Source organism: Stutzerimonas stutzeri, assembly GCF_024448695.1.
Taxonomy (GTDB): domain Bacteria; phylum Pseudomonadota; class Gammaproteobacteria; order Pseudomonadales; family Pseudomonadaceae; genus Stutzerimonas; species Stutzerimonas stutzeri_T.
Map to the genome: position 1 here is coordinate 260,348 of NZ_JAMOHY010000002.1, position 18,696 is coordinate 279,043.

Below are 18,696 nucleotides of genomic sequence, written 5' to 3' on the forward strand. Positions count from 1 at the left end.
TTGCGTGGCGGTTCCCGGACGACTAAACCAAGGGTTTGTACTCAGCAGAGGTTTCCATGAGCCAGATCAACCGCCAGTTCCTGTTGGCCAAGCGCCCCGTCGGCGCGCCTAGCCGCGATACGTTTGAATTCGTCGAAAAGCCGCTGGATGAGCCCGGCCCTAACCAGATTCTGGTCCAGGTGGAATACCTGTCGCTGGACCCGGCAATGCGCGGCTGGATGAACGACGCCAAATCCTATATTCCGCCCGTCGGCATCGGTGAAGTCATGCGTGCGCTGGGTGTAGGCAAAGTGATCGCATCCAGGCATCCAGGCTATGCCGAAGGCGACTACGTCAACGGCCCGCTGGGCGTGCAGGCGTTCTTCCTCGGCGAACCCAAGGGTTTCTACAAGGTCGATCCGAACCAGGCGCCACTGCCACGCTACCTTTCCGCCCTGGGCATGACCGGCATGACCGCCTACTTTGCCCTGCTGGCCGTGGGCGAGCCCAAGGCAGGCGAAACCGTTGTTATTTCGGGAGCGGCGGGCGCTGTGGGCAGCGTTGCCGGACAAATCGCCCGAATCAAGGGTTGCCGTGTGGTGGGTATCGCCGGCGGCGCAGACAAGTGCCGTTTCCTCACCGAGAAACTCGGCTTCGATGCCGCCATCGACTACAAGAGCGAAGACGTGGCTGCGGGACTCAAGCGTGAGTGCCCCAAGGGCGTCGACGTCTATTTCGACAATGTCGGCGGCGAGATACTGGATGCCGCACTGACCCGCCTCAGCGTGGGTGCCCGCGTGGTGATTTGCGGCGCGATCAGCCAGTACAACAACAAGGAAGCGGTCAAGGGGCCGGCGAACTACCTGTCGCTGCTGGTCAACCGCGCACGCATGCAGGGCATGGTGGTCACCGATTACGTTTCACGTTACCCGGAGGCCATGAAGGACATGGCTGGCTGGCTGCAAAGCGGCGAGCTGAAGAGCAAGGAGGACATCGTCGAAGGACTGGAAACCTTCCCCGAGACGCTGATGAAACTCTTCACCGGCGGCAATTTCGGCAAACTGGTGCTAAAGGTCTGATCCGCTCTTTCGCGTCTGTAGGGCTGAATTTATTCAGCCGCGAATGCGCAAAGCCGAATAAATTCGGCCCTACAAGCCGTATGGCGTGAACGCTATGACAGGGAAACAGACTCCAGCTCGGCCACCACAGCGGCCAATGCCTGGGCCGGATCGGCAGCCTGGGCGATGGGACGACCGATGACCAGATAATCCGAGCCAGACGCCATCGCCTCGGTCGGCGTCAGGATGCGCCGCTGATCATCAGCGGCGCTGCCGGCTGGCCGGATGCCGGGCGTTATCAGCTGCAACTGCGCAAACCGCTCTTTCAGCGGCTGCGCCTCCAGCGCTGAACACACCAGCCCGTCCAGTCCCGCCTGCGCGGCCAGCCCTGCCAGGCGCAGAACCTGCTGCTGCGGCGCGAGATCCAGACCGATATCGGCAAGATCCGCCTGTTCCATGCTGGTCAGCACCGTCACACCAATCAGCAAAGGCTTAGTGCCATTCGCCTTGTCCAGCGTCTCGCGGCAAGCCGTCATCATCCGCAGGCCGCCCGAGCAATGTACGTTGACCATCCACACACCCAGTTCTGCCGCAGCCTTGACGGCCATCGCGGTGGTATTGGGAATGTCATGGAATTTCAGATCCAGAAACACCTCGAAGCCCTTGGCTTGCAGGGCTTCGACCACCTGCGGACCGCAGCGGGTGAACAGCTCCTTGCCAACCTTGACCCGACAGAGTGTCGGATCAAGCTGTCCGGCCAGCGCCAGCGCGGCATCACGGGAAGGAAAATCGAGCGCAACGATGATGGGCGTCTGGCAGGTCATGGCGAAATCCTTGAGAAAATTCGGCGCGTATTGTCGCAGAAAACAACGTTTTAAACTTCGCTGCCGGACGTCCCCATAGCCAACCGGAGGTGACGCTACCCCTGCCACGGCGTAAGGTGACAGGTACCACCTTCCCGTGTTCAGGAGAGAAAAATGCCTTGGTATATCTGGTTACTGCTGGCCCTGGTGCTCGGCACTATCGTCGGCGGGTTGCTGATGTTGCGCGCCGGCGCCCGCAAGATTCCCCTGACCGAAGAACAGAAGCAGCGTATCGCCCGGCGAAACGCCGAAGCGGACGCCGAGGATGCACGAAACAGGTAGTGCTCAGGCCGCCTGACGGCAGAGCTGCACAGCGAGTTCGCCCAGCGTCTTCAGCGCCCGCTCCGCCTCGACCGTCCACGGCAGTGCGCAATTGAGCCTCACGCAGTGGTTGAACTGCTCGGTATTGCTGAAGATCAGGCCCGGCGCGATGCTGATGCCCTTCTCCAAGGCCAGCGCATGCAGGTCCTTGGTATTGATCCGGGCCGGCAGGCTGACCCAGAGAATGAAGCCCCCGGTGGGGCGCGTCATCTGGGTGCCTTGCGGAAAATAGCGCTGTACCGCCAGTTGAAAAGCGCTGAGATTCTTGCGGTATTCCTGCCGGATGGAACGCAGGTGACGGTCATAGCCGCCATTTTCCAGATAGGCCGCAACGCCCATCTGGGTGACGCTACAGGCCGAGTGGGTGCTGAAGGTCTGCAACCGCTGGATCTCTTCGCGATAGCGTCCGGGAAGGATCCAGCCGATGCGCACGCCCGGTGAAATCGTCTTGGAAAAGCTTGAACAATAGATCACCCGTCCCTCTTGATCATTGGCCTTGAGCGCCCTGATCGGACCCTGATCGAACATCAGCTCGCCATAGATATCGTCTTCAACGATCTGAATATCAAAACGTGCCGCCAGCTTGAGCAACTGCTTCTGTCGCACGTCAGGCATGCTGCCGCCCAGCGGATTGCTCAGGCGCGCCGTCAGCACCAGCGCCTTGATCGGCCACTGACTGGCAGCCAGTTGCAAGGCATCGAGGCTTAGGCCGGTATCCGGGTCACAGGGAATCTCGATAACCTTCAGCCCAAGCAGATCAGCCAGTTGCAACAGCCCGTAGTAGCTGGGCGACTCGGCTGCGATCAGGTCTCCAGGGCGGGTCAGCACACGCAACGACATCTGCAGCGCATCGACACAGCCATGGGTGATCACCACTTCATCCGGCCCGACCACCACGCCGGCATCGCGCATGCGAATCGCCACCTGCCGGCGCAGCGGTTCGTAGCCGGGGCTGAACATATAGCTGAAGGCCCGCTGGCTCTGGAAGCGGGTGACCTTGGCCAGTTGCTGATGCAGCGCCCGCACCGGCAGGTAATCGACGTGGGGCACCGCCGCGCCAAAAGGAATCAGGCCGTCACGACGCGACTCGCTGAGCACCTGGTTGATGATGCTGCCGCGGGTTACCAACGCGGGACGCTCAACCAGAGCGATGTCCGGCGTCGGCGCGGTCAGGGCCGGTGTGTGGTGGACATAGAAGCCGGACTGCGGCCGCGCGCGGATCATCCCCTGATCTTCGAGATTGGCGTAAGCCTGCAACACGGTGGCGTGACTGACGTTCAGCTGCTGGCTTAGTTTGCGTACCGAGGGCACGCGCTCGCCTGGTAGATAGACACCCTGCCGAATATCCTCGGCAAGCTGATGTGCGATGCGCTGGTAAAGCAACAGACTGGTCATTTTGTCGATTCCCGCCTACTGGACCGTAACAGTAGTACAGCGCTGCCAGGCACGACCAATACAGTTATGCAGCGACTGGCCGACACAGTCGATCCCGCGAAGCCTACCGCCGCTTTCAGCGCGAGGCGCCCAGCCGCCCCTCGGCATCGGAAAAGACGATCTCGACCCGGCGGTTCTGCGCACGCCCCCGCGCCGATGCGTTCTCGCTCACCCGAAAGGCCTCTCCGTAACCCACGACCTCGATGCGCCGGGCATCAATACCCAGCTCCCCAAGGAAGTTGGCTACCACCTGGGCACGGGAGTGGGACAGCGCAAGATTCTCAGCCGCGCTACCGCGATTGTCGGTGTAACCTTCGATACGCACCCTGCGTGCAGGGTTGAGCTGAAGAAAATGCGCCAGTTTGAGCAGCCGATGATTGGCTGCCGGCCCCAGTTCGGCACTGGACGGCTTGAACAGTACATCGCCCAGGGTCATCACCAGGCCACGACCGGTTTCGGCTGCAGCAAGGTTGATCATCTGATCTTCCAGCCACTGGCCCTGCTGGCGGATATTCATCAAACGCGCCTGCTGCAGGGTCCGGCGCAACCGTTCGCGCTCCATTTCCAGCTGCGTCACGCGGCGCTGGTTCTGCGTCTGCTCGCCATGCTGGCTGGCGATCTGGCTATAACGCTGGCTCAGGTAGGCGTAATGCAAGGCATCCTCGGTGTTGCCCAGATAACTGGCAAAGCGCTGAGCGCGCTCCAGCGACTCCTCGGCACGTCTCACATCCAGGGGCGCATCACCCACTACCTGCGGATTACTGCTGACGGCCTGGTATGCCAGCTTCGCCTCTTCCAGCGCCTGTTTGACATCAGGGCTCGCGCATCCCTGAAGCACGCCCAGTGCCAACAGTCCGGCGACAAGACAATTCTTCACTGCACAGCCCCCAGCTGTTCGCGGAGCCGCGCGATACGTCCGTTCAGTTCCAGCAGCTGCAACTGGCTCTTCTCGTTCAATACCCTGGCCTCAGCCAGCCGCGCATCCAGCTCCGCCTGCTCAGCCTGTAGACGCGCTTCCCGGTAGTGCCCGCGGTCCATCGCAGCCCGGGCTTCGTCGAGTTTTTCTTGAGCCATGAGCAGTTCCGGTGCCTGTACCGGAACGCCAACTGCATGTGCCTGTGCCACAGCTTGTTCGCTGAGTTTCAGCTGCGCATATGGCGCTGGATCACTGGCGCAACCGCCGATCATGGCCAGCATCACAAGCGTGCAGGAAAGAGATGTTCTCAAGCGCGTATTCCCGGATAGCAGGTTAGGGTTTCGTCTTCATCGACTGCTGCTTCCAGCGTTCGAGATTTTCCGCCAGCAGTTGCTCCTCAACGCCAGCCGCGCGCAATTCTGTCATTTTGACCGCCAGCTGTCCGCGCAGCCAGGGGCTGTTGCAGGCAGAGTCGTGGGCGATCGCGAAATGCATGCTTCGCTCGGCCACGGGCGGTTCCAGGCGCAGCACATCATCCAGCAGCCCCTGTGAATTCAGCCGTGCAACAGCGTTGTAGCGCTCATGCAGGACGTAATCGAGCTTTCCACCCAGCAATTGCTGCACCGATTCAGTCAGGCCGGTTGCCGAACGCAGGCGCAGGTTGTTCTTCGCGTAATGGTCGAATGCCTCGCCAGTGCTCATCGTCGCCACATAGGCTCCAGAGCGCCCGTGCAGATCCTCGCGACTGGCATAAAGAAAGCCCGGCTCATGACGAACCCAGGCCACCAGCTGCAGCGAAGTTATCGCCGGATGGACGACATCCAGATGCTCAAGCGTTTGCACATTCAGGCCTGCATCGACCAACAGATCCATCCTGCCGCTTCGAACCTCCTCGAAGGCTTTGCTGGCATCACCTGCGTAGAGCACTTCAAGCTTCAAGTCGAGTGAGTCGGTGATTTTTTTCAACAGATCGGCATTGGCGCCTATCAATCGCTTGGGATTCTGCGGATCTCGCCAGAGAAACGGCGGATTGTCCGCGCCCCCGGTGGCTATCAGCCGCTCGCACTTTCCTGCCGCTGCACTCGCAGCCAGCGGAGCCGCCAGTGACAGCACGATCAAAGCGGATTTCAGCAGCAAAGCACAGCGCATGGAAAGCCTCGTCATGGATAGCAGGCCCGATGGAGCCGAACGGCGATCTTAGCATTGCAACCGAGCGCCCAAGAAAAACCCGCTACGCGAGCGGGTTTTTTTCTACAACGCATCAGCTCAGACGAGCTTTTCCAGCTCCGGCACGATCTCGAACAGATCGCCTACCAGGCCGTAGTCGGCTACCTGGAAGATCGGGGCATCCTCGTCCTTGTTGATCGCGACGATCACCTTGGAGTCCTTCATGCCCGCCAGGTGCTGGATGGCACCGGAGATACCAACCGCAATGTACAGCTGCGGCGCGACGATCTTGCCGGTCTGGCCGACCTGCATGTCGTTGGGTACGAAGCCTGCGTCGACAGCGGCGCGGGAAGCACCGACAGCGGCGCCGAGCTTGTCGGCCAGCGAGTACAGATGCTTGAAGTTCTCGCCGTTACCCATGCCGCGGCCGCCGGAAACGACGATCTTGGCAGCGGTCAGCTCAGGACGGTCAGACTTGGCCAGTTCTTCACCAACAAAGGAGGAAATGCCCTTGTCGCCAGTACCGGACACCTGCTCGACTGCAGCAGAACCGCCCTCGGCGCTGACCGGATCGAAGCCGGTGGCGCGCACGGTGATGACCTTGATGGCCGCCGAGGACTGCACGGTGGCAATCGCGTTACCGGCGTAGATCGGACGCTTGAAGGTGTCGGGGCTTTCTACCGAAACGATCTCGGAGATCTGATCGACGTCCAGCTGCGCAGCCACGCGCGGCAGGAAGTTCTTGCCATTGGTGGTAGCGGCGGCCAGCACGTGGCTGTAATTCTTCGCCAGGTCAGTGATCAGCGGCGCGACGTTCTCGGGCAGCTGGTTGGCGTAGGCAGCGTCGTCAGCAACCAGCACTTTGGCCACGCCCTCGATCTTGGCAGCAGCTTCGCCGATGGCGCCGCAGCCGCTACCGGCTACCAGCACGTGGATGTCACCACCGATGGCTTTCGCCGCGGCAACGGTGTTCAGGGTCGCGGCCGCGAGGACGGCGTTGTTGTGTTCAGCGATAACCAGGATAGTCATTTAGATTACCTTCGCCTCGTTCTTCAGTTTCTCGACCAGTTCAGCCACGGACTTGACCTTGACGCCGGCGCTGCGTGCAGCCGGCGCCTCGACTTTCAGGGTCTTCAGAGTAGACGTAGTGGTAACACCCAGCGCGTCTGGCGTAAGGGTTTCCAGCGGCTTCTTCTTGGCCTTCATTATGTTTGGCAGCGACGCATAGCGCGGCTCGTTCAGGCGCAGGTCGGTGGTAACGATGGCGGGCAGGTTCAGCGCGACAGTTTGCGAACCTCCGTCGATTTCACGCGCAACCTTGACCTTGTCGCCCTCGACTTCCACCTTGGAGGCGAAGGTGCCCTGGGCATAGCCGGTCAGCGCACCAAGCATCTGGCCAGTCTGGTTGTTGTCGCTGTCGATGGCCTGTTTGCCGAGAATGACCAGCTGCGGCTGTTCCTTGTCGACTACGGCCTTGAGCAGCTTGGCCACGGCCAGGGAGTTGAGTTCCTCGCCGGATTCGATCAGCACGGCGCGATCAGCGCCCAGCGCCAATGCGGTACGCAGCTGCTCCTGGGCAGCGGTCGGGCCGATGGTGACGACAACGATTTCACTCGCCACACCCTTCTCTTTCAGGCGCACGGCTTCTTCCACGGCGATTTCGCAGAAGGGATTCATCGACATCTTGACGTTGGCGAGGTCGACGCCGGAGTTGTCCGCCTTGACGCGAACCTTGACGTTGTAATCGACCACTCGTTTGACAGCTACGAGAATCTTCATGGATTCCTCTTACTCTCCGGTGATGGGGATTCCGCCGAGGCGAACCGAGCTCGATTCGTGATTCTGGCTGCAATCATGGCCGCCAGCCTGTTCGGCGAGTACAAAACTGCCCGTATCTTGAACGCTGGGCATTGGGCCGGTCAACAAAACATACAGCCCGTCACGGGGTACGACGGACCGATTCTAACAGGGTTCGGAAAAATTCAAACAAACGTTTGTATTGGACCCATTCGGGCGGCTATATATAATGCCTGCCCGGCGGGGTCAGGGAACCGCTCACAGCCCCCTCCACCCTCTATAAAACAATCAAGCCTGAGTAGGAGAAAGCCAATGGAACGCGAATACATGGAATTCGACGTCGTCATCGTCGGCGCCGGCCCCGCGGGCCTGTCCGCTGCCTGCAGGCTGAAACAGAAAGCTGCCGACGCAGGCCAGGAAATCAGTGTCTGTGTCGTCGAGAAAGGCTCTGAAGTCGGCGCACATATTCTCTCCGGTGCGGTATTCGAACCACGTGCGCTCAATGAACTCTTTCCCAACTGGAAGGAGCTCGAAGCGCCGCTTAATACAGCGGTCAAGCGCGACGACATCTACCTGCTCAAGAACGCCGAATCGGCCAGCAAGCTGCCCAATGCCTTCGTGCCCAAGACCATGCACAACGAGGGCAACTACATCATTTCCCTGGGTAATCTGTGCCGCTGGCTGGCGCAGCAGGCCGAGAACCTGGGCGTTGAAATCTACCCCGGCTTCTCTGCCCAGGAAGCGCTCATTGATGAACAGGGTGTAGTCAAGGGCATCCTCACTGGCGATCTCGGCGTTGATCGCGAAGGCAATCCCAAGGAAGGCATGTACACGCCCGGCATGGAACTGCGCGCCAAGTACACGCTGTTTGCCGAAGGCTGCCGTGGTCATATCGGCAAACAACTGATCAGCCGCTTCCAGCTCAACGCCAACGTCGATCCGCAGCACTATGGTATCGGCATCAAGGAACTCTGGGACATCGATCCGGCCAAGCATGAACAGGGCCTGGTCGTGCATACCGCCGGCTGGCCGCTGAATGACGAGAATACTGGCGGCTCCTTCCTCTACCACCTGGAGAACAACCAGGTGGTGGTCGGGCTGATTGTCGACCTGTCCTACAGCAACCCGCACCTGTCTCCGTTCGATGAATTCCAGCGCTACAAGCACCACCCGGTAATCAAGCAGTACCTGGAAGGCGGCAAGCGTGTGTCCTACGGTGCCCGCGCCATCGCCAAAGGCGGCCTGAACTCCCTGCCGAAGATGGTCTTCAAGGGCGGCGCATTGATCGGCTGCGATGCGGGCACGCTGAACTTCGCCAAGATCAAAGGCAGCCACACGGCGATGAAGTCCGGCATGCTGGCGGCGGAGGCTGTCGCCGATGCGCTGTTGGCAGGGAACGAAGGTGGCGATGAACTGACCACCTACGAAGAGGGCTTCAAGAACAGCTGGCTGTACGACGAGCTGTACAAGAGCCGCAACTTCGGGCCCGCGATCCACAAGTGGGGCGCGATCAAGGGTGGCGCATTCAACTTCATCGATCAGAACATTTTCGGCGGCAAGATTCCCTTCACGCTGCATGACACCAAGCCGGATCATGCCTGCCTGAAACTGGCCGACGAAGCGAAGAAGATCGACTACCCGAAACCCGACGGCAAGCTCAGTTTCGACAAGCTGAGTTCAGTGTTCCTCTCCAATACCAACCATGAGGAAGAACAACCGGTTCACCTCAAGTTGACCGACCCGAGCATCCCGATCGACAAGAACCTGCCGATGTACGACGAGCCCGCACAGCGCTACTGCCCTGCGGGTGTCTACGAAGTGGTGGCCAACGACGACGGCAGCAAGCGCTTCCAGATCAACGCGCAAAACTGCGTGCACTGCAAAACCTGCGATATCAAGGACCCCGCCCAGAACATCACCTGGGTGGCACCGGAAGGTGCCGGCGGACCTAACTATCCCAACATGTAAAAAGAAAGGCGGGCTATTCAGCCCGCCTTTTTCGTCTCCCGAATAGCATGAAGTCACATCCGTCGACTCATGCCCTTCGCTCTCACAACCAAACTAACCGCCTTTGGCATTCTCCGCCAAAAATTGCAGCACCAGCTCCTGCTCACTGGGCGTCAAGCCCGCACGCGGGAACATGCTCTGGGTAATGCCACGCCACTGAGTGATGGTGTAGTCACTTGGCTCCTTGGCAACGTGACACAGCGTACAACGACCGTAGAACAGCTTCTCACCCGGCCCCATGCTCCCCATCGTCGCGCCTTTAACGGCCTGAGCGCGGGCCATAAGGTTCATCGAAGCAGCATCGATGAGTAGATCCTGCGGTGCCTCTTCGATTTCCGGCGGCTCGAACGCCAGGTTCTCCGACTCGGGATCGATGCACTTCCTCAGGCCGGCCAGGCAGGTATTGGCGCTGGTTGCCTGACTGAGGCCACTCGCTGCGAGACTGGTGGTGATGACGTTGATCGACCCGCTATTGCAACGTCCTTTCGAGTCGAACTGCACCCAGCCACCCTCTTCAAGACTGGCAACCCCCTGCATGATCTGATCGGTCACCCGCGCTCCGGCAATGGTAATGCCGCGATCATTGAACAACTCGACAAGGTCACCCTCTTCGATGCCGTTGGCCTGGGCGTCCTCAATGCTGATCAGCACATGCTGGCGTCCCTGCACATGCTCCTCGTGACGCAGCTCCGTGTTGGCCATTTGCGAATGCAAGCGGTTGAACGGATGCGGACTGACCACATGCACCTGTCCCGGCTTGGCGTTACCCAGAAACTCTGCCGGTTCGAGGTACTTCGGTATCGGCGGGCAATCCGGCACATTGGCCTTGGCAATGGTTTCGCAATACAGCTCGATTTTTCCAGACGCTGTATGTAGCGGGTTCTTTTCCGGGTCCGTGAAGAAATCGCCGTGACGCACCCAGCGGTACATCTCTTCCGGCACGTCCAGCTTGACGTAGCCTTTTTCCCAGAACTCCTCGAAGGGAATCCCCGGATTGGCATGGGCATAGGCATTTTCCAGCACCTGACGAACCGTCAGGCCCTCGGTGAACTGATAGCCCACACCCATCAGATCAGCCAGGCGCTTGAATATCTCGAAGTCATCAAGGCTTTCGCCATACGGCTCGATAACCTGGCGCATCGCATAGATCTTGTCGTTACTGTAAGTGCCGCCCGAACTCATGTCGTCGCGTTCCAGCACCGTGGTCGCGGGCAAGACAATATCGGCGAAGCGTGAAGACGCACACCACCAAGGGTCCTGGCAGATATAAGTTTCTACCTGTTGGTTCATCGCCCGCAGCAGTTCATTGGTGTTTTGCTGATGGGAAAACACGTTGTTACCCGCCACATACACCAGCTTGACGTCTGGGTAAGCCTCCTCGCTGCCATCGCGAGTGAACTTCTTGCCGGGGTTGAGCAACATTTCGCTGATTCGCGAGGCTGGACAACGTGTCTTGACCGGGTTGCGCCCCTGCGGAAGACCGATAGGCATGGTCTTGGTGGATTGCGGCATACCGCCACCGCCGTAATGCCAGCTGAACCCGATACCCTCGCCCGGCTTGCCAATCTTGCCGACCATGGCGGCAAAGTTGACTGCGGCCCAGTGCGGCATTTCACCATGGTGCGCACGCTGCAACGACCAGGCCATGGCGAACTGGGTACGCTTGCTGGCGAACAACTCGGCCATCTCGATGATTTTTTCTGCAGCAATACCAGTGATGGCCGCCGCCCACTCGGGCGTCTTGGCAGGAGTTCCGTCGGCATCCTCACCCAGCAGATAGGGCAGGAATTTATCGAAGCCCACTGTGTACTTATCCAGATAGGCCTGATCGTACTTACCGGTCTTATAGACATGGTAGGACATGGCCAGGAACAGCGCCGTATCGGTGTTGGGGATGATTTTCACCCAGTCCGAGCCCAGCTCCACATCGGTAATCGTGTACTGCGGATTGATGGAAATGAACTTGACGCCCTTTTCCTTGATCTTCTGCCAGCGCGGGTACATCTGATGATCGGCGGTGGTGAATTCGACCCGGTTGTTCTTCCAGGGATCGCAACCGACCATAACCATAACCTCGGTATTTTCAGCCACCATGGTCCAGGACGTCTGCGGCGAATAGACCTCCATATCGCCGATGATGTGAGGCAGGCTGATTTGCGAGGCGCCACCCGAATAGTCGCCGGTGGTTACGGAGTGCCCGCCGATCAGGTTGAACAGGCGCCCCTGCAGCACTTGCGGGCGTAACAGCCCGCCATGGGACCAGCCGCCGTAGGAAGCACTGAACAACGCCTCGTTGCCATGTTTCTCAGCGGTATTCAGGATGGCATTGGCCGTCAGCGCCAGGGCTTGCTCCCAGGTAACCCGCACGAAGGGTTCCTTGCCACGCAAATGCGGCTTGGTATCGCCAGTGGGATCAGCCAGGTACGACTTGCGCACCATCGGGTACATAACCCGCGTCTTGTGGTAGACACGCTCCAGATAACCTTCGGTCAGCATCTTGTTGGGCATGGCGTCCAATTCAGGCACCGGCTGAATACCTACCAGAACACCGTCCTTGACCACCGCCCGGAAAGGCCCCCAGTGGTCAGCACTGGGAATGATGACGGTATCGTCGGCAAAAACCTCATCGCTGCCAAACCAACTGAACCCCTGTACAGCCACGGCCGAAGCCACTGTAGTTTTGAGAAACTTTCTTCTGCTGACCGGCATATCGTCTCCTTCGACTCTATCCACAACTTCCCATCGCCAGGCCAAAAAATATTTATTTTTTAGGCGGTTAGGAGTGTGGGTTGGCCTTAAGCTAGCACAGATAGATTGAAGATCACGCGCTATCCGCATGGTTATATCCGGAACATCTACCAACCTGGCAGACGCTCAAATGAATGAGCGCACAATGCAGAACTGCAGCAGAGGAAGGAGCGCACTACGGAAAGCAAAGAAGAGAGTTCGCCCATGACTAGCGTCTGTTGAGCCCAGGCGAGCCGATGACATTGATGCTCGGGTGGCTATCTGCATGGCATGGCAGCAAACAACGCGTGGGGTGCGCTACAACGACCCGATGGGAAAAAACACCCCGCCGCTCCAGACGCCGAGCCAGCTCTGGCCGTCAATCTCGCAAGGCACCGCCAGGTCCACCAACTGATAGAAGACATTGCGATGCATCAGCGCTTCGAGATTGGCGCGTACATGTATGTAGGGAGCCGGCTCCCGAGTAGCCGGATCAATCTCGAAACGCAAGGGATGCTCAGCTCCCGCTTCGACCTCATCCTCAACATTGGTGAAAAAGCGCAGTAACTGCACCTCACCCTGCCCCTCAACCTCGAGTCGAACCGCCACGAAGGGCACATCCTCGACCTGGATTCCGACCTTCTCGACAGGCGTCACCAGGAAATAATCATCACCGTCGCGGCGAATCACCGTGGAAAACAATCGCACCATGGCCGGGCGACCGATTGGCGTGCCCATGTAGTACCAGCGACCGTCACGGGCAATGCGCATGTCCAGGTCACCGCAGAATGGCGGATTCCACAGATGCACGGGGGCCGGTCCCTTTTTCTCGCTTCGTGGAATCTGCCCCAGCAGATTTGCGGCCTGGTCTGAATCAGTCATTGCATGCCTCAGCGAGCGGTACCCAACAAGCGCCGTGCATAGTCACGCAACGGCGGCCCCAGCAACTCTTCGGGCTGATTGTCGTACAGCCACAACAACCCACCTCGACTGCGGATGCGCGCCGTATCCACCAGGTAGCGCGTCCCGGTTTCCACCAGCATCAGTTGCACCACGCTGCTGTCCACCCCAAGACGATCCAGCGCACGCTGATCATTCAGCTCGTCGAAACTGCCGATGCGGTCGTCCGCGGCGGCGAAGCGTGTATACAGCAGGTAGTGGGCGCCGACGGATGACGCCTGAGCCATCGCCTCCTCAAAGCCGAGCGGCTGAGCCGAACGACGCACCATGGGAAAGTATTCGACGAAGCCTTTGAAGGCCTCCTCGGCGACCACGTTAGGCCGTGGATAGGCGTCTCCCGGCGGAACGAAATGGGCCTGGGCTACATAGATGAAGGAATCTGCCTGCAACCGCCAGGAAGCGGCACGACGGGTCTCGCTATGGTCGAGAATGCCAACATCGCGCAGGTGATAGCGCGTGCCTTCAGCCATATCGCTGACCTTCATGCAGCCACTCAGCGCAAAGACCAGTAGTGCAAGGCTCCACAGTCGCATATCCCCCCTCCCTTCATGAACCAGCAATCAGGCTTTGCGCCGTCGACCATGCAGCAGACGATCAATCGCGCTTGCGCTTGTTACCCATGCGCACGCCAATATCCATCAGGAACTGGAAAAAGCCTTCCTGATCTTCCAGTACGTTACTCCAGAACGGCGAGTGGTACAGCGCCACAGCGCCATGCACCAGCGCCCAGGCCGCGCAGTAGTGGAAGTATGGCGGCACGTCTTCCAGCTTGCCTTCGGCAATCCGCCCCTTGATCAGCTGGGTCAGGTGCTCGAAGTTCGAGGCACGAATACGGTGCAGCTCCTCGATCATTTCAGGTTCCTGATTGCCCTTGACCACTTTTTCTTCAAGGCGGTCGAACAGACGATAGCGCTGCGGATCGCCCATGCGGAACTCGAAGTAGGCGCGCGACAGCGCTTCCTTGTCCTGATCGAGGCTCGGCGAATGCAGCAATTCGTTGAGGTCGCGCTCGTAGTCGAGCATCAGCCGCAGATAGATCTCGGCCTTGGACTTGAAATGCTTGTAGATGGTGCCTTTGCCGATCCCGACCTTGTCGGCGATCATCTCGACAGTGACGCTGTCTTCGCCCTGCTCAAGAAAGAGCTGAAGAGCAATATCGAGAATCTCTTGCTCGCGACGGCGGAATTCGCGGACCTTGCGCGGTTCAATCTGCATAAGAGGCTGCAACGTGAAAATCGAGGCAGAACATTATGCCTATCCAGTCAGAAAATGCACGGAACCAGACCAATGAGCACATTGAATGACGAATTTCCACAGATTGAAGGCCTTCGCTACCTGAACCATGCGGCAGTCGCACCCTGGCCACGTCGTGCAACCGACGCTGTGAAACGCTTCGCCCAGGAGAACATGTCAGTTGGCGCGCGGGATTACCCGCAATGGCTGAAAGTCGAGACGAGCCTGCGCGGACGGCTGGCCAGACTGCTCAACGCACCGTCCACGGCAGACATCGCACTGGTCAAGAACACCTCCGAAGCGCTGTCATTCGTCGCCTTCGGGCTGGACTGGAAAACGGGCGACCAGATCGTCATCAGCGATGAGGAATTCCCTTCCAACCGGGTCGTCTGGGAGGCCTTGCAGCCGCAGGGCGTCGAGGTGATACGCGTCAGCCTGAAGGGTGCAGACCCTGAAGCCGCGCTGCTTGCCGCCTGCAGCCCGAAGGTACGCCTGATGGCCATCAGCGCCGTGCAGTACGCCAGCGGCTTGCGCCTGGACCTGCCGCGACTCGGCGAAGGTTGCGAGCAACGCGGCGTATTGCTGTGCATCGATGCGATCCAGCAATTGGGCGCCCTGCCCTTCGACGTGCAGCAGAACCGCTGCGCCTTTGCCATGGCCGATGGCCACAAATGGTTGCTGGGCCCCGAAGGCCTCGGCGTTTTCTATTGCCGCAGCGACTTGCGCGCCCGCCTGAAACTGCACGAGTACGGCTGGCACATGCTCGAGCACGCCGGTGATTACGACCGCGAAGACTGGGAACCGGCACGCAGCGCACGCCGCTTCGAATGCGGCAGTCCGAACATGCTGGCTACCATGGCACTGGAGGCAAGCCTGTCGCTACTGGAAGAGGTAGGCATGGAAAAAGTGGAGCAGGGATTGTCCGAACGGATCGATCATTTGCAGCGCGAGCTGTCGGCCATGCAGGGAGTGCAGCTGCTGAGCCCTGTCGAACCCCTCCGGCGCGCCGGTATCCTGACCTTCAGGATCGACGGCTGGGACAATCAGGCGCTGTTCGAACGGCTGAAATCCGAACAGATCGTCTGTGCGCAGCGCGGTGGCGGCATACGCCTTTCACCGCACTTTTATACCCGGACCGAGATCATCGAACAGACCCTGTCGATCATTCGCAACATGAAAGCGGGATGAGCGATCAGTGGCCTGGTGGCTATTCCAAATCCGTTTTAAAAACACGTCAATTACCCTGCAAACTCCTTGATAGCAGCCAATACTTCAATCACTGGTCGTGCCATCCCCCCAAAAGCACGACCAGTTGAGGGAGCGAGGAACGTGACCTCAAACTCCTAATGGTCTTGACCCGGCCCTGCGCCGGGTTCTTTTTATCCTGCTTAACGAATCAGTTCGATCCGGCGCGCTGCCGGGCAAGGCGCAGCCGGAAACAGAACCAGATGAACAGCACCCAGAACGGCACCGCCATGACCGACATGCGCAGACCTGGCAGCCAGAGCATGATCACTGCGATCAGCGCCACGAAAGCCAGGCACAGGTAATTGCTGAAGGGGTACCAGAACGACTTGAAGGATGGCTCGACGCCCTGCGCCATCATCGCCTTGCGAAATTTCAGGTGTGCGAGGCTGATCATGGCCCAGTTGATCAGCAGTGCCGCAACCACCAGCGACATGAGCAGTTCCAGGGCGCCCTGCGGAAGCAGGTAATTAACCACCACGCACAGCAGCGTCATCAGCCCCGAAAAAACAATAGCCAAAACCGGTACGCCGCGACGGTTCACCCGCATCAGCGCCCGCGGCGCATCACCCTGTTCGGCCAGCCCGTAAAGCATGCGGCTGTTGCAATACACACCACTGTTGTAGACCGAAAGCGCCGCCGTCAGCACCACGAAATTGAGGATATGTGCCGCAGTGTCGCTGCCGATCAGGGAAAATATCTGCACGAAGGGGCTGCTGCTGTACGGATCGCCCGCCGAACCCAGGGTTTGCAGCAGGCTATCCCAGGGGTACAGGGCCAGCAGTACGCTCAAGGCGCCGATATAGAAGATCAGAATGCGGTAAACGACCTGATTGATAGCCTTGGGAATCACCGTCTTGGGATTGGACGCCTCGGCGGCAGTAATACCCACCAGTTCCAGCCCCCCAAAAGAAAACATGATGATCGCCAGCGCCATCACCATCCCGCTGATGCCGTTGGGAAAGAATCCACCGTGCGTCCAGAGGTTGCTGAAGCTGGCCTGCTCGCCGCCCCGCCCGCTCAGCAGCAGATACAGCCCCAGGACAATCATGCCGACAATTGCCCCGACCTTGATGATCGCGAACCAGAATTCGGTCTCACCGAACGCTTTTACGTTGGCCAGATTGATCAGGTTGATCAGAATGAAAAATGCCGCTGCCGTGGCCCAGGTCGGCACCTCCGGCCACCAGAACTGCACATATTTACCGACTGCCGTCAGCTCGGCCATGCCCACCAGCACGTAGAGCACCCAGTAGTTCCAGCCCGAGAGAAAACCCGCATAAGGCGTCCAGTACTTGTGCGCAAAGTGGCTGAAAGAGCCGGCGACCGGTTCTTCGAGGATCATCTCGCCCAGCTGGCGCATGATCAGAAAGGCGATAAAACCGCCAATGGCATAGCCGAGAATCATCGATGGCCCGGCACTGCGCAGCACGCCTGCAGAGCCGAGGAACAGCCCCGTGCCGATGGCGCCGCCCAGAGCAATCAACTGGATATGTCGGTTTTTAAGGCCCCGTTGCAGGGAGCCTGTATGCAGTGTGTCGCTGGACATGGCGCCACCTATTACTGAAAAAGTATCGTCCCGAACGGCTGGATATCCGCGGGAGAGATGCTGCCCTGCTTACCAGTCACTACACGACAGGCATACAAAAGCGGCGCGGATTGTACAGGTTGCCGGTGCGTACGGCCTGCGTCATGACGTTGCGTTTTGTCGGGGCGTGGTCAGGCAGTGACCCGCGCCAGCGGAAACAGCCGCCGGAAATTATCGGTGGTCTGCTCGCTCAGCTGCTCGAAATCGACGCCACGAAGCTCGGCCAGGAACTGCGCCACTTCACGCACATACTGTGGCAGGTTCGATTTGCCCCGATAAGGCATCGGCGCCAGATAGGGCGAATCAGTCTCGACCAACAGGCGATCAGCCGGCACCCGACGCGCGACATCACGCAGAGCGTCTGCATTGCGGAAGGTCACAATGCCTGAAAACGAAATGTAGTAGCCCAGATCAAGCGCGGCCCTGGCCATGTCCCAATCCTCGGTGAAACAGTGGAGCACGCCCGCCTGCGGCAACGCCGCTTCACGCAACAGGCCAAGGGTATCGGTTCGGGCTGCGCGGGTATGCACGATCACCGGCTTGCCACAGACGCTGGCCGCGTCCAGGTGGAGACGGAACGAGCGCTGCTGCAACTCGGCAGCTTCCGGCTCGTAGTGGTAATCGAGACCCGTCTCGCCGATGGCAACCACATACGGATGCTCCAGCTCGGCCAACAGCCAGTCGAGCGCAGGCTCGGCATTCGGCGCAAGATCCAGAGGATGCACACCCACCGAGCAATCGACATCCGCATAACGCTCCGCCAGCGTCTTTACGGCTGCGGCGTTGTCGGCACTGATCCCGATGCAGAGGAAATGCCCAACGCCACGCTGCCGCGCAGCCTCCAGCGCCGCATCAAGGGAACCCTCGTGCGCAGTGAGATCAAGCCGATCAAGATGACAGTGGGAATCTACCAGCATTGAACACGCCACCTGAGAATCGAAACGGGGCGCGCATTATAGGGGAAAATTCTGGGGGCCAAGCGCAAAGGGTGCTCGGGTCGGAGCAGCATGATTACCGCGGTTACTCTCTACATGGTGTGCGTCGGTCGGTCGGATTTCATCGCGCCGGCCAGGTAGGTTTCGATCTTGTTCCGGGCCGTCGAGTCGCCTTCACTGAACTGCACGCCGACACCTGCAGCGCGGTTGCCCTGGGCGCCCTTCGGGGTAATCCAGACGACCTTGCCGGCAACCGGAATCTTCTCCGGCTCGTCCATAAGGCTCAGCAGCATGAAGACTTCATCGCCGAGGTTGTAGCTCTTGTTGGTAGGAATGAACAACCCGCCATGCTTGATGAACGGCATGAAGGCGGCATAGAGCACCGACTTGTCCTTGATGGTCAGGGACAGGATGCCGTTACGCGGGCCGAGATTTGCGGGCAGGCTCATGGGATGTTCCTAGCAGA

The 18,696-nt window shown here is 59.5% G+C and carries 18 protein-coding genes; 4 read left to right on the top strand and 14 right to left on the bottom strand.

All coding sequences use genetic code 11. The features are described from left to right. Positions 1-56 precede the first annotated feature (56 nt). A complete protein-coding gene (locus NAV32_RS03415) occupies positions 57-1,058 on the top strand; it encodes an NADP-dependent oxidoreductase (protein WP_256051385.1) in 1,002 nt (333 codons plus the stop codon). A 92-nt stretch (positions 1,059-1,150) separates the two neighbouring features. Here NAV32_RS03415 and pyrF read toward each other — a convergent pair whose 3' ends face one another. Next, positions 1,151-1,861, bottom strand: coding sequence for an orotidine-5'-phosphate decarboxylase (pyrF, locus tag NAV32_RS03420; protein ID WP_256051386.1), 711 nt, complete (start codon positions 1,859-1,861; stop codon positions 1,151-1,153). Between the two features lie 153 nt (positions 1,862-2,014). On the opposite strand from pyrF, the gene NAV32_RS03425 reads away from it, so the two are divergent. Beyond that, positions 2,015-2,182, top strand: coding sequence for a DUF2897 family protein (locus NAV32_RS03425; RefSeq protein ID WP_256051387.1), 168 nt, complete (start codon positions 2,015-2,017; stop codon positions 2,180-2,182). 3 nt (positions 2,183-2,185) lie between these two features. Here the strand turns inward: NAV32_RS03425 and NAV32_RS03430 are convergent, their stop codons facing one another. The 6 genes from NAV32_RS03430 to NAV32_RS03455 form a co-directional block, all read right to left on the bottom strand. Beyond that, positions 2,186-3,616 (bottom strand): PLP-dependent aminotransferase family protein, encoded by a 1,431-nt coding sequence (locus NAV32_RS03430; RefSeq protein WP_256051388.1) that lies wholly within the window; start codon positions 3,614-3,616, stop codon positions 2,186-2,188. Between the two features lie 115 nt (positions 3,617-3,731). Further along, positions 3,732-4,532, bottom strand: coding sequence for an OmpA family protein (locus NAV32_RS03435; protein ID WP_256051389.1), 801 nt, complete (start codon positions 4,530-4,532; stop codon positions 3,732-3,734). Beyond that, a complete protein-coding gene (locus tag NAV32_RS03440; protein ID WP_256051493.1) occupies positions 4,529-4,852 on the bottom strand; it encodes a DUF4398 domain-containing protein in 324 nt (107 codons plus the stop codon). Before NAV32_RS03440 ends, NAV32_RS03435 begins: the two co-directional genes overlap by 4 nt. Positions 4,853-4,904: 52 nt before the next feature. Next, positions 4,905-5,720 (bottom strand): substrate-binding periplasmic protein, encoded by an 816-nt coding sequence (locus NAV32_RS03445; RefSeq protein ID WP_256051390.1) that lies wholly within the window; start codon positions 5,718-5,720, stop codon positions 4,905-4,907. 117 nt (positions 5,721-5,837) lie between these two features. Then, positions 5,838-6,767, bottom strand: a complete 930-nt coding sequence (locus NAV32_RS03450) for an electron transfer flavoprotein subunit alpha/FixB family protein (protein WP_256051391.1) — start codon at positions 6,765-6,767, stop codon at positions 5,838-5,840. Next, the gene (locus NAV32_RS03455; protein ID WP_256051392.1) at positions 6,768-7,517 is read right to left on the bottom strand and encodes an electron transfer flavoprotein subunit beta/FixA family protein; all 750 of its coding nucleotides are present in this window, start codon (positions 7,515-7,517) and stop codon (positions 6,768-6,770) included. It abuts the gene before it with no gap. Between the two features lie 330 nt (positions 7,518-7,847). Here NAV32_RS03455 and NAV32_RS03460 point away from each other — a divergent pair, with 330 nt between their 5' ends. Next, complete coding sequence (locus NAV32_RS03460; protein ID WP_256051393.1) at positions 7,848-9,503, top strand: electron transfer flavoprotein-ubiquinone oxidoreductase; 1,656 nt, start codon at positions 7,848-7,850, stop codon at positions 9,501-9,503. A 93-nt stretch (positions 9,504-9,596) separates the two neighbouring features. On the opposite strand, the gene NAV32_RS03465 is transcribed toward NAV32_RS03460, so the two are convergent. The 4 genes from NAV32_RS03465 to NAV32_RS03480 form a co-directional block, all read right to left on the bottom strand. Further along, positions 9,597-12,251: a molybdopterin-dependent oxidoreductase gene (locus NAV32_RS03465; RefSeq protein ID WP_256051394.1), complete on the bottom strand. Its 2,655-nt coding sequence runs from the start codon at positions 12,249-12,251 to the stop codon at positions 9,597-9,599. A gap of 336 nt (positions 12,252-12,587) precedes the next feature. Then, on the bottom strand, positions 12,588-13,151 hold the full coding sequence (locus tag NAV32_RS03470) for a DUF1285 domain-containing protein (protein WP_256051395.1): 564 nt from the start codon (positions 13,149-13,151) through the stop codon (positions 12,588-12,590). An 8-nt stretch (positions 13,152-13,159) separates the two neighbouring features. Beyond that, positions 13,160-13,762: a DUF4823 domain-containing protein gene (locus NAV32_RS03475; RefSeq protein ID WP_256051396.1), complete on the bottom strand. Its 603-nt coding sequence runs from the start codon at positions 13,760-13,762 to the stop codon at positions 13,160-13,162. Between the two features lie 61 nt (positions 13,763-13,823). Beyond that, complete coding sequence (locus tag NAV32_RS03480; RefSeq protein WP_181082353.1) at positions 13,824-14,444, bottom strand: TetR/AcrR family transcriptional regulator; 621 nt, start codon at positions 14,442-14,444, stop codon at positions 13,824-13,826. Positions 14,445-14,516: 72 nt separating this feature from the next. Between NAV32_RS03480 and NAV32_RS03485 the strand changes: the two genes are divergently transcribed. Then, entirely contained in the window at positions 14,517-15,650 is a 1,134-nt protein-coding gene (locus NAV32_RS03485; RefSeq protein ID WP_256051397.1) for an aminotransferase class V-fold PLP-dependent enzyme, read from the top strand. A 208-nt stretch (positions 15,651-15,858) separates the two neighbouring features. Here the strand turns inward: NAV32_RS03485 and NAV32_RS03490 are convergent, their stop codons facing one another. From NAV32_RS03490 to NAV32_RS03500, 3 genes are all read right to left on the bottom strand, one after another. After that, complete coding sequence (locus NAV32_RS03490; RefSeq protein WP_256051398.1) at positions 15,859-17,256, bottom strand: amino acid permease; 1,398 nt, start codon at positions 17,254-17,256, stop codon at positions 15,859-15,861. A 170-nt stretch (positions 17,257-17,426) separates the two neighbouring features. After that, entirely contained in the window at positions 17,427-18,212 is a 786-nt protein-coding gene (locus NAV32_RS03495) for a TatD family hydrolase (RefSeq protein WP_256051399.1), read from the bottom strand. Between the two features lie 110 nt (positions 18,213-18,322). Next, on the bottom strand, positions 18,323-18,679 hold the full coding sequence (locus NAV32_RS03500) for a PilZ domain-containing protein (protein ID WP_256051400.1): 357 nt from the start codon (positions 18,677-18,679) through the stop codon (positions 18,323-18,325). Positions 18,680-18,696: the final 17 nt, after the last annotated feature.

What these genes read in the sequence shown, in the direction of transcription:
- NAV32_RS03415 (WP_256051385.1), top strand. Translation starts at nt 57, where the DNA reads ATGAGCCAGATCAACCGCCAGTTCCTGTTGGCCAAGCGCCCCGTCGGC.
- pyrF (WP_256051386.1), bottom strand. Translation starts at nt 1,861, where the DNA reads ATGACCTGCCAGACGCCCATCATCGTTGCGCTCGATTTTCCTTCCCGT.
- NAV32_RS03425 (WP_256051387.1), top strand. Translation starts at nt 2,015, where the DNA reads ATGCCTTGGTATATCTGGTTACTGCTGGCCCTGGTGCTCGGCACTATC.
- NAV32_RS03430 (WP_256051388.1), bottom strand. Translation starts at nt 3,616, where the DNA reads ATGACCAGTCTGTTGCTTTACCAGCGCATCGCACATCAGCTTGCCGAG.
- NAV32_RS03440 (WP_256051493.1), bottom strand. Translation starts at nt 4,852, where the DNA reads ATGCTGGCCATGATCGGCGGTTGCGCCAGTGATCCAGCGCCATATGCG.
- NAV32_RS03445 (WP_256051390.1), bottom strand. Translation starts at nt 5,720, where the DNA reads ATGCGCTGTGCTTTGCTGCTGAAATCCGCTTTGATCGTGCTGTCACTG.
- NAV32_RS03450 (WP_256051391.1), bottom strand. Translation starts at nt 6,767, where the DNA reads ATGACTATCCTGGTTATCGCTGAACACAACAACGCCGTCCTCGCGGCC.
- NAV32_RS03455 (WP_256051392.1), bottom strand. Translation starts at nt 7,517, where the DNA reads ATGAAGATTCTCGTAGCTGTCAAACGAGTGGTCGATTACAACGTCAAG.
- NAV32_RS03460 (WP_256051393.1), top strand. Translation starts at nt 7,848, where the DNA reads ATGGAACGCGAATACATGGAATTCGACGTCGTCATCGTCGGCGCCGGC.
- NAV32_RS03465 (WP_256051394.1), bottom strand. Translation starts at nt 12,251, where the DNA reads ATGCCGGTCAGCAGAAGAAAGTTTCTCAAAACTACAGTGGCTTCGGCC.
- NAV32_RS03470 (WP_256051395.1), bottom strand. Translation starts at nt 13,151, where the DNA reads ATGACTGATTCAGACCAGGCCGCAAATCTGCTGGGGCAGATTCCACGA.
- NAV32_RS03475 (WP_256051396.1), bottom strand. Translation starts at nt 13,762, where the DNA reads ATGCGACTGTGGAGCCTTGCACTACTGGTCTTTGCGCTGAGTGGCTGC.
- NAV32_RS03480 (WP_181082353.1), bottom strand. Translation starts at nt 14,444, where the DNA reads ATGCAGATTGAACCGCGCAAGGTCCGCGAATTCCGCCGTCGCGAGCAA.
- NAV32_RS03485 (WP_256051397.1), top strand. Translation starts at nt 14,517, where the DNA reads ATGAGCACATTGAATGACGAATTTCCACAGATTGAAGGCCTTCGCTAC.
- NAV32_RS03490 (WP_256051398.1), bottom strand. Translation starts at nt 17,256, where the DNA reads ATGTCCAGCGACACACTGCATACAGGCTCCCTGCAACGGGGCCTTAAA.
- NAV32_RS03495 (WP_256051399.1), bottom strand. Translation starts at nt 18,212, where the DNA reads ATGCTGGTAGATTCCCACTGTCATCTTGATCGGCTTGATCTCACTGCG.
- NAV32_RS03500 (WP_256051400.1), bottom strand. Translation starts at nt 18,679, where the DNA reads ATGAGCCTGCCCGCAAATCTCGGCCCGCGTAACGGCATCCTGTCCCTG.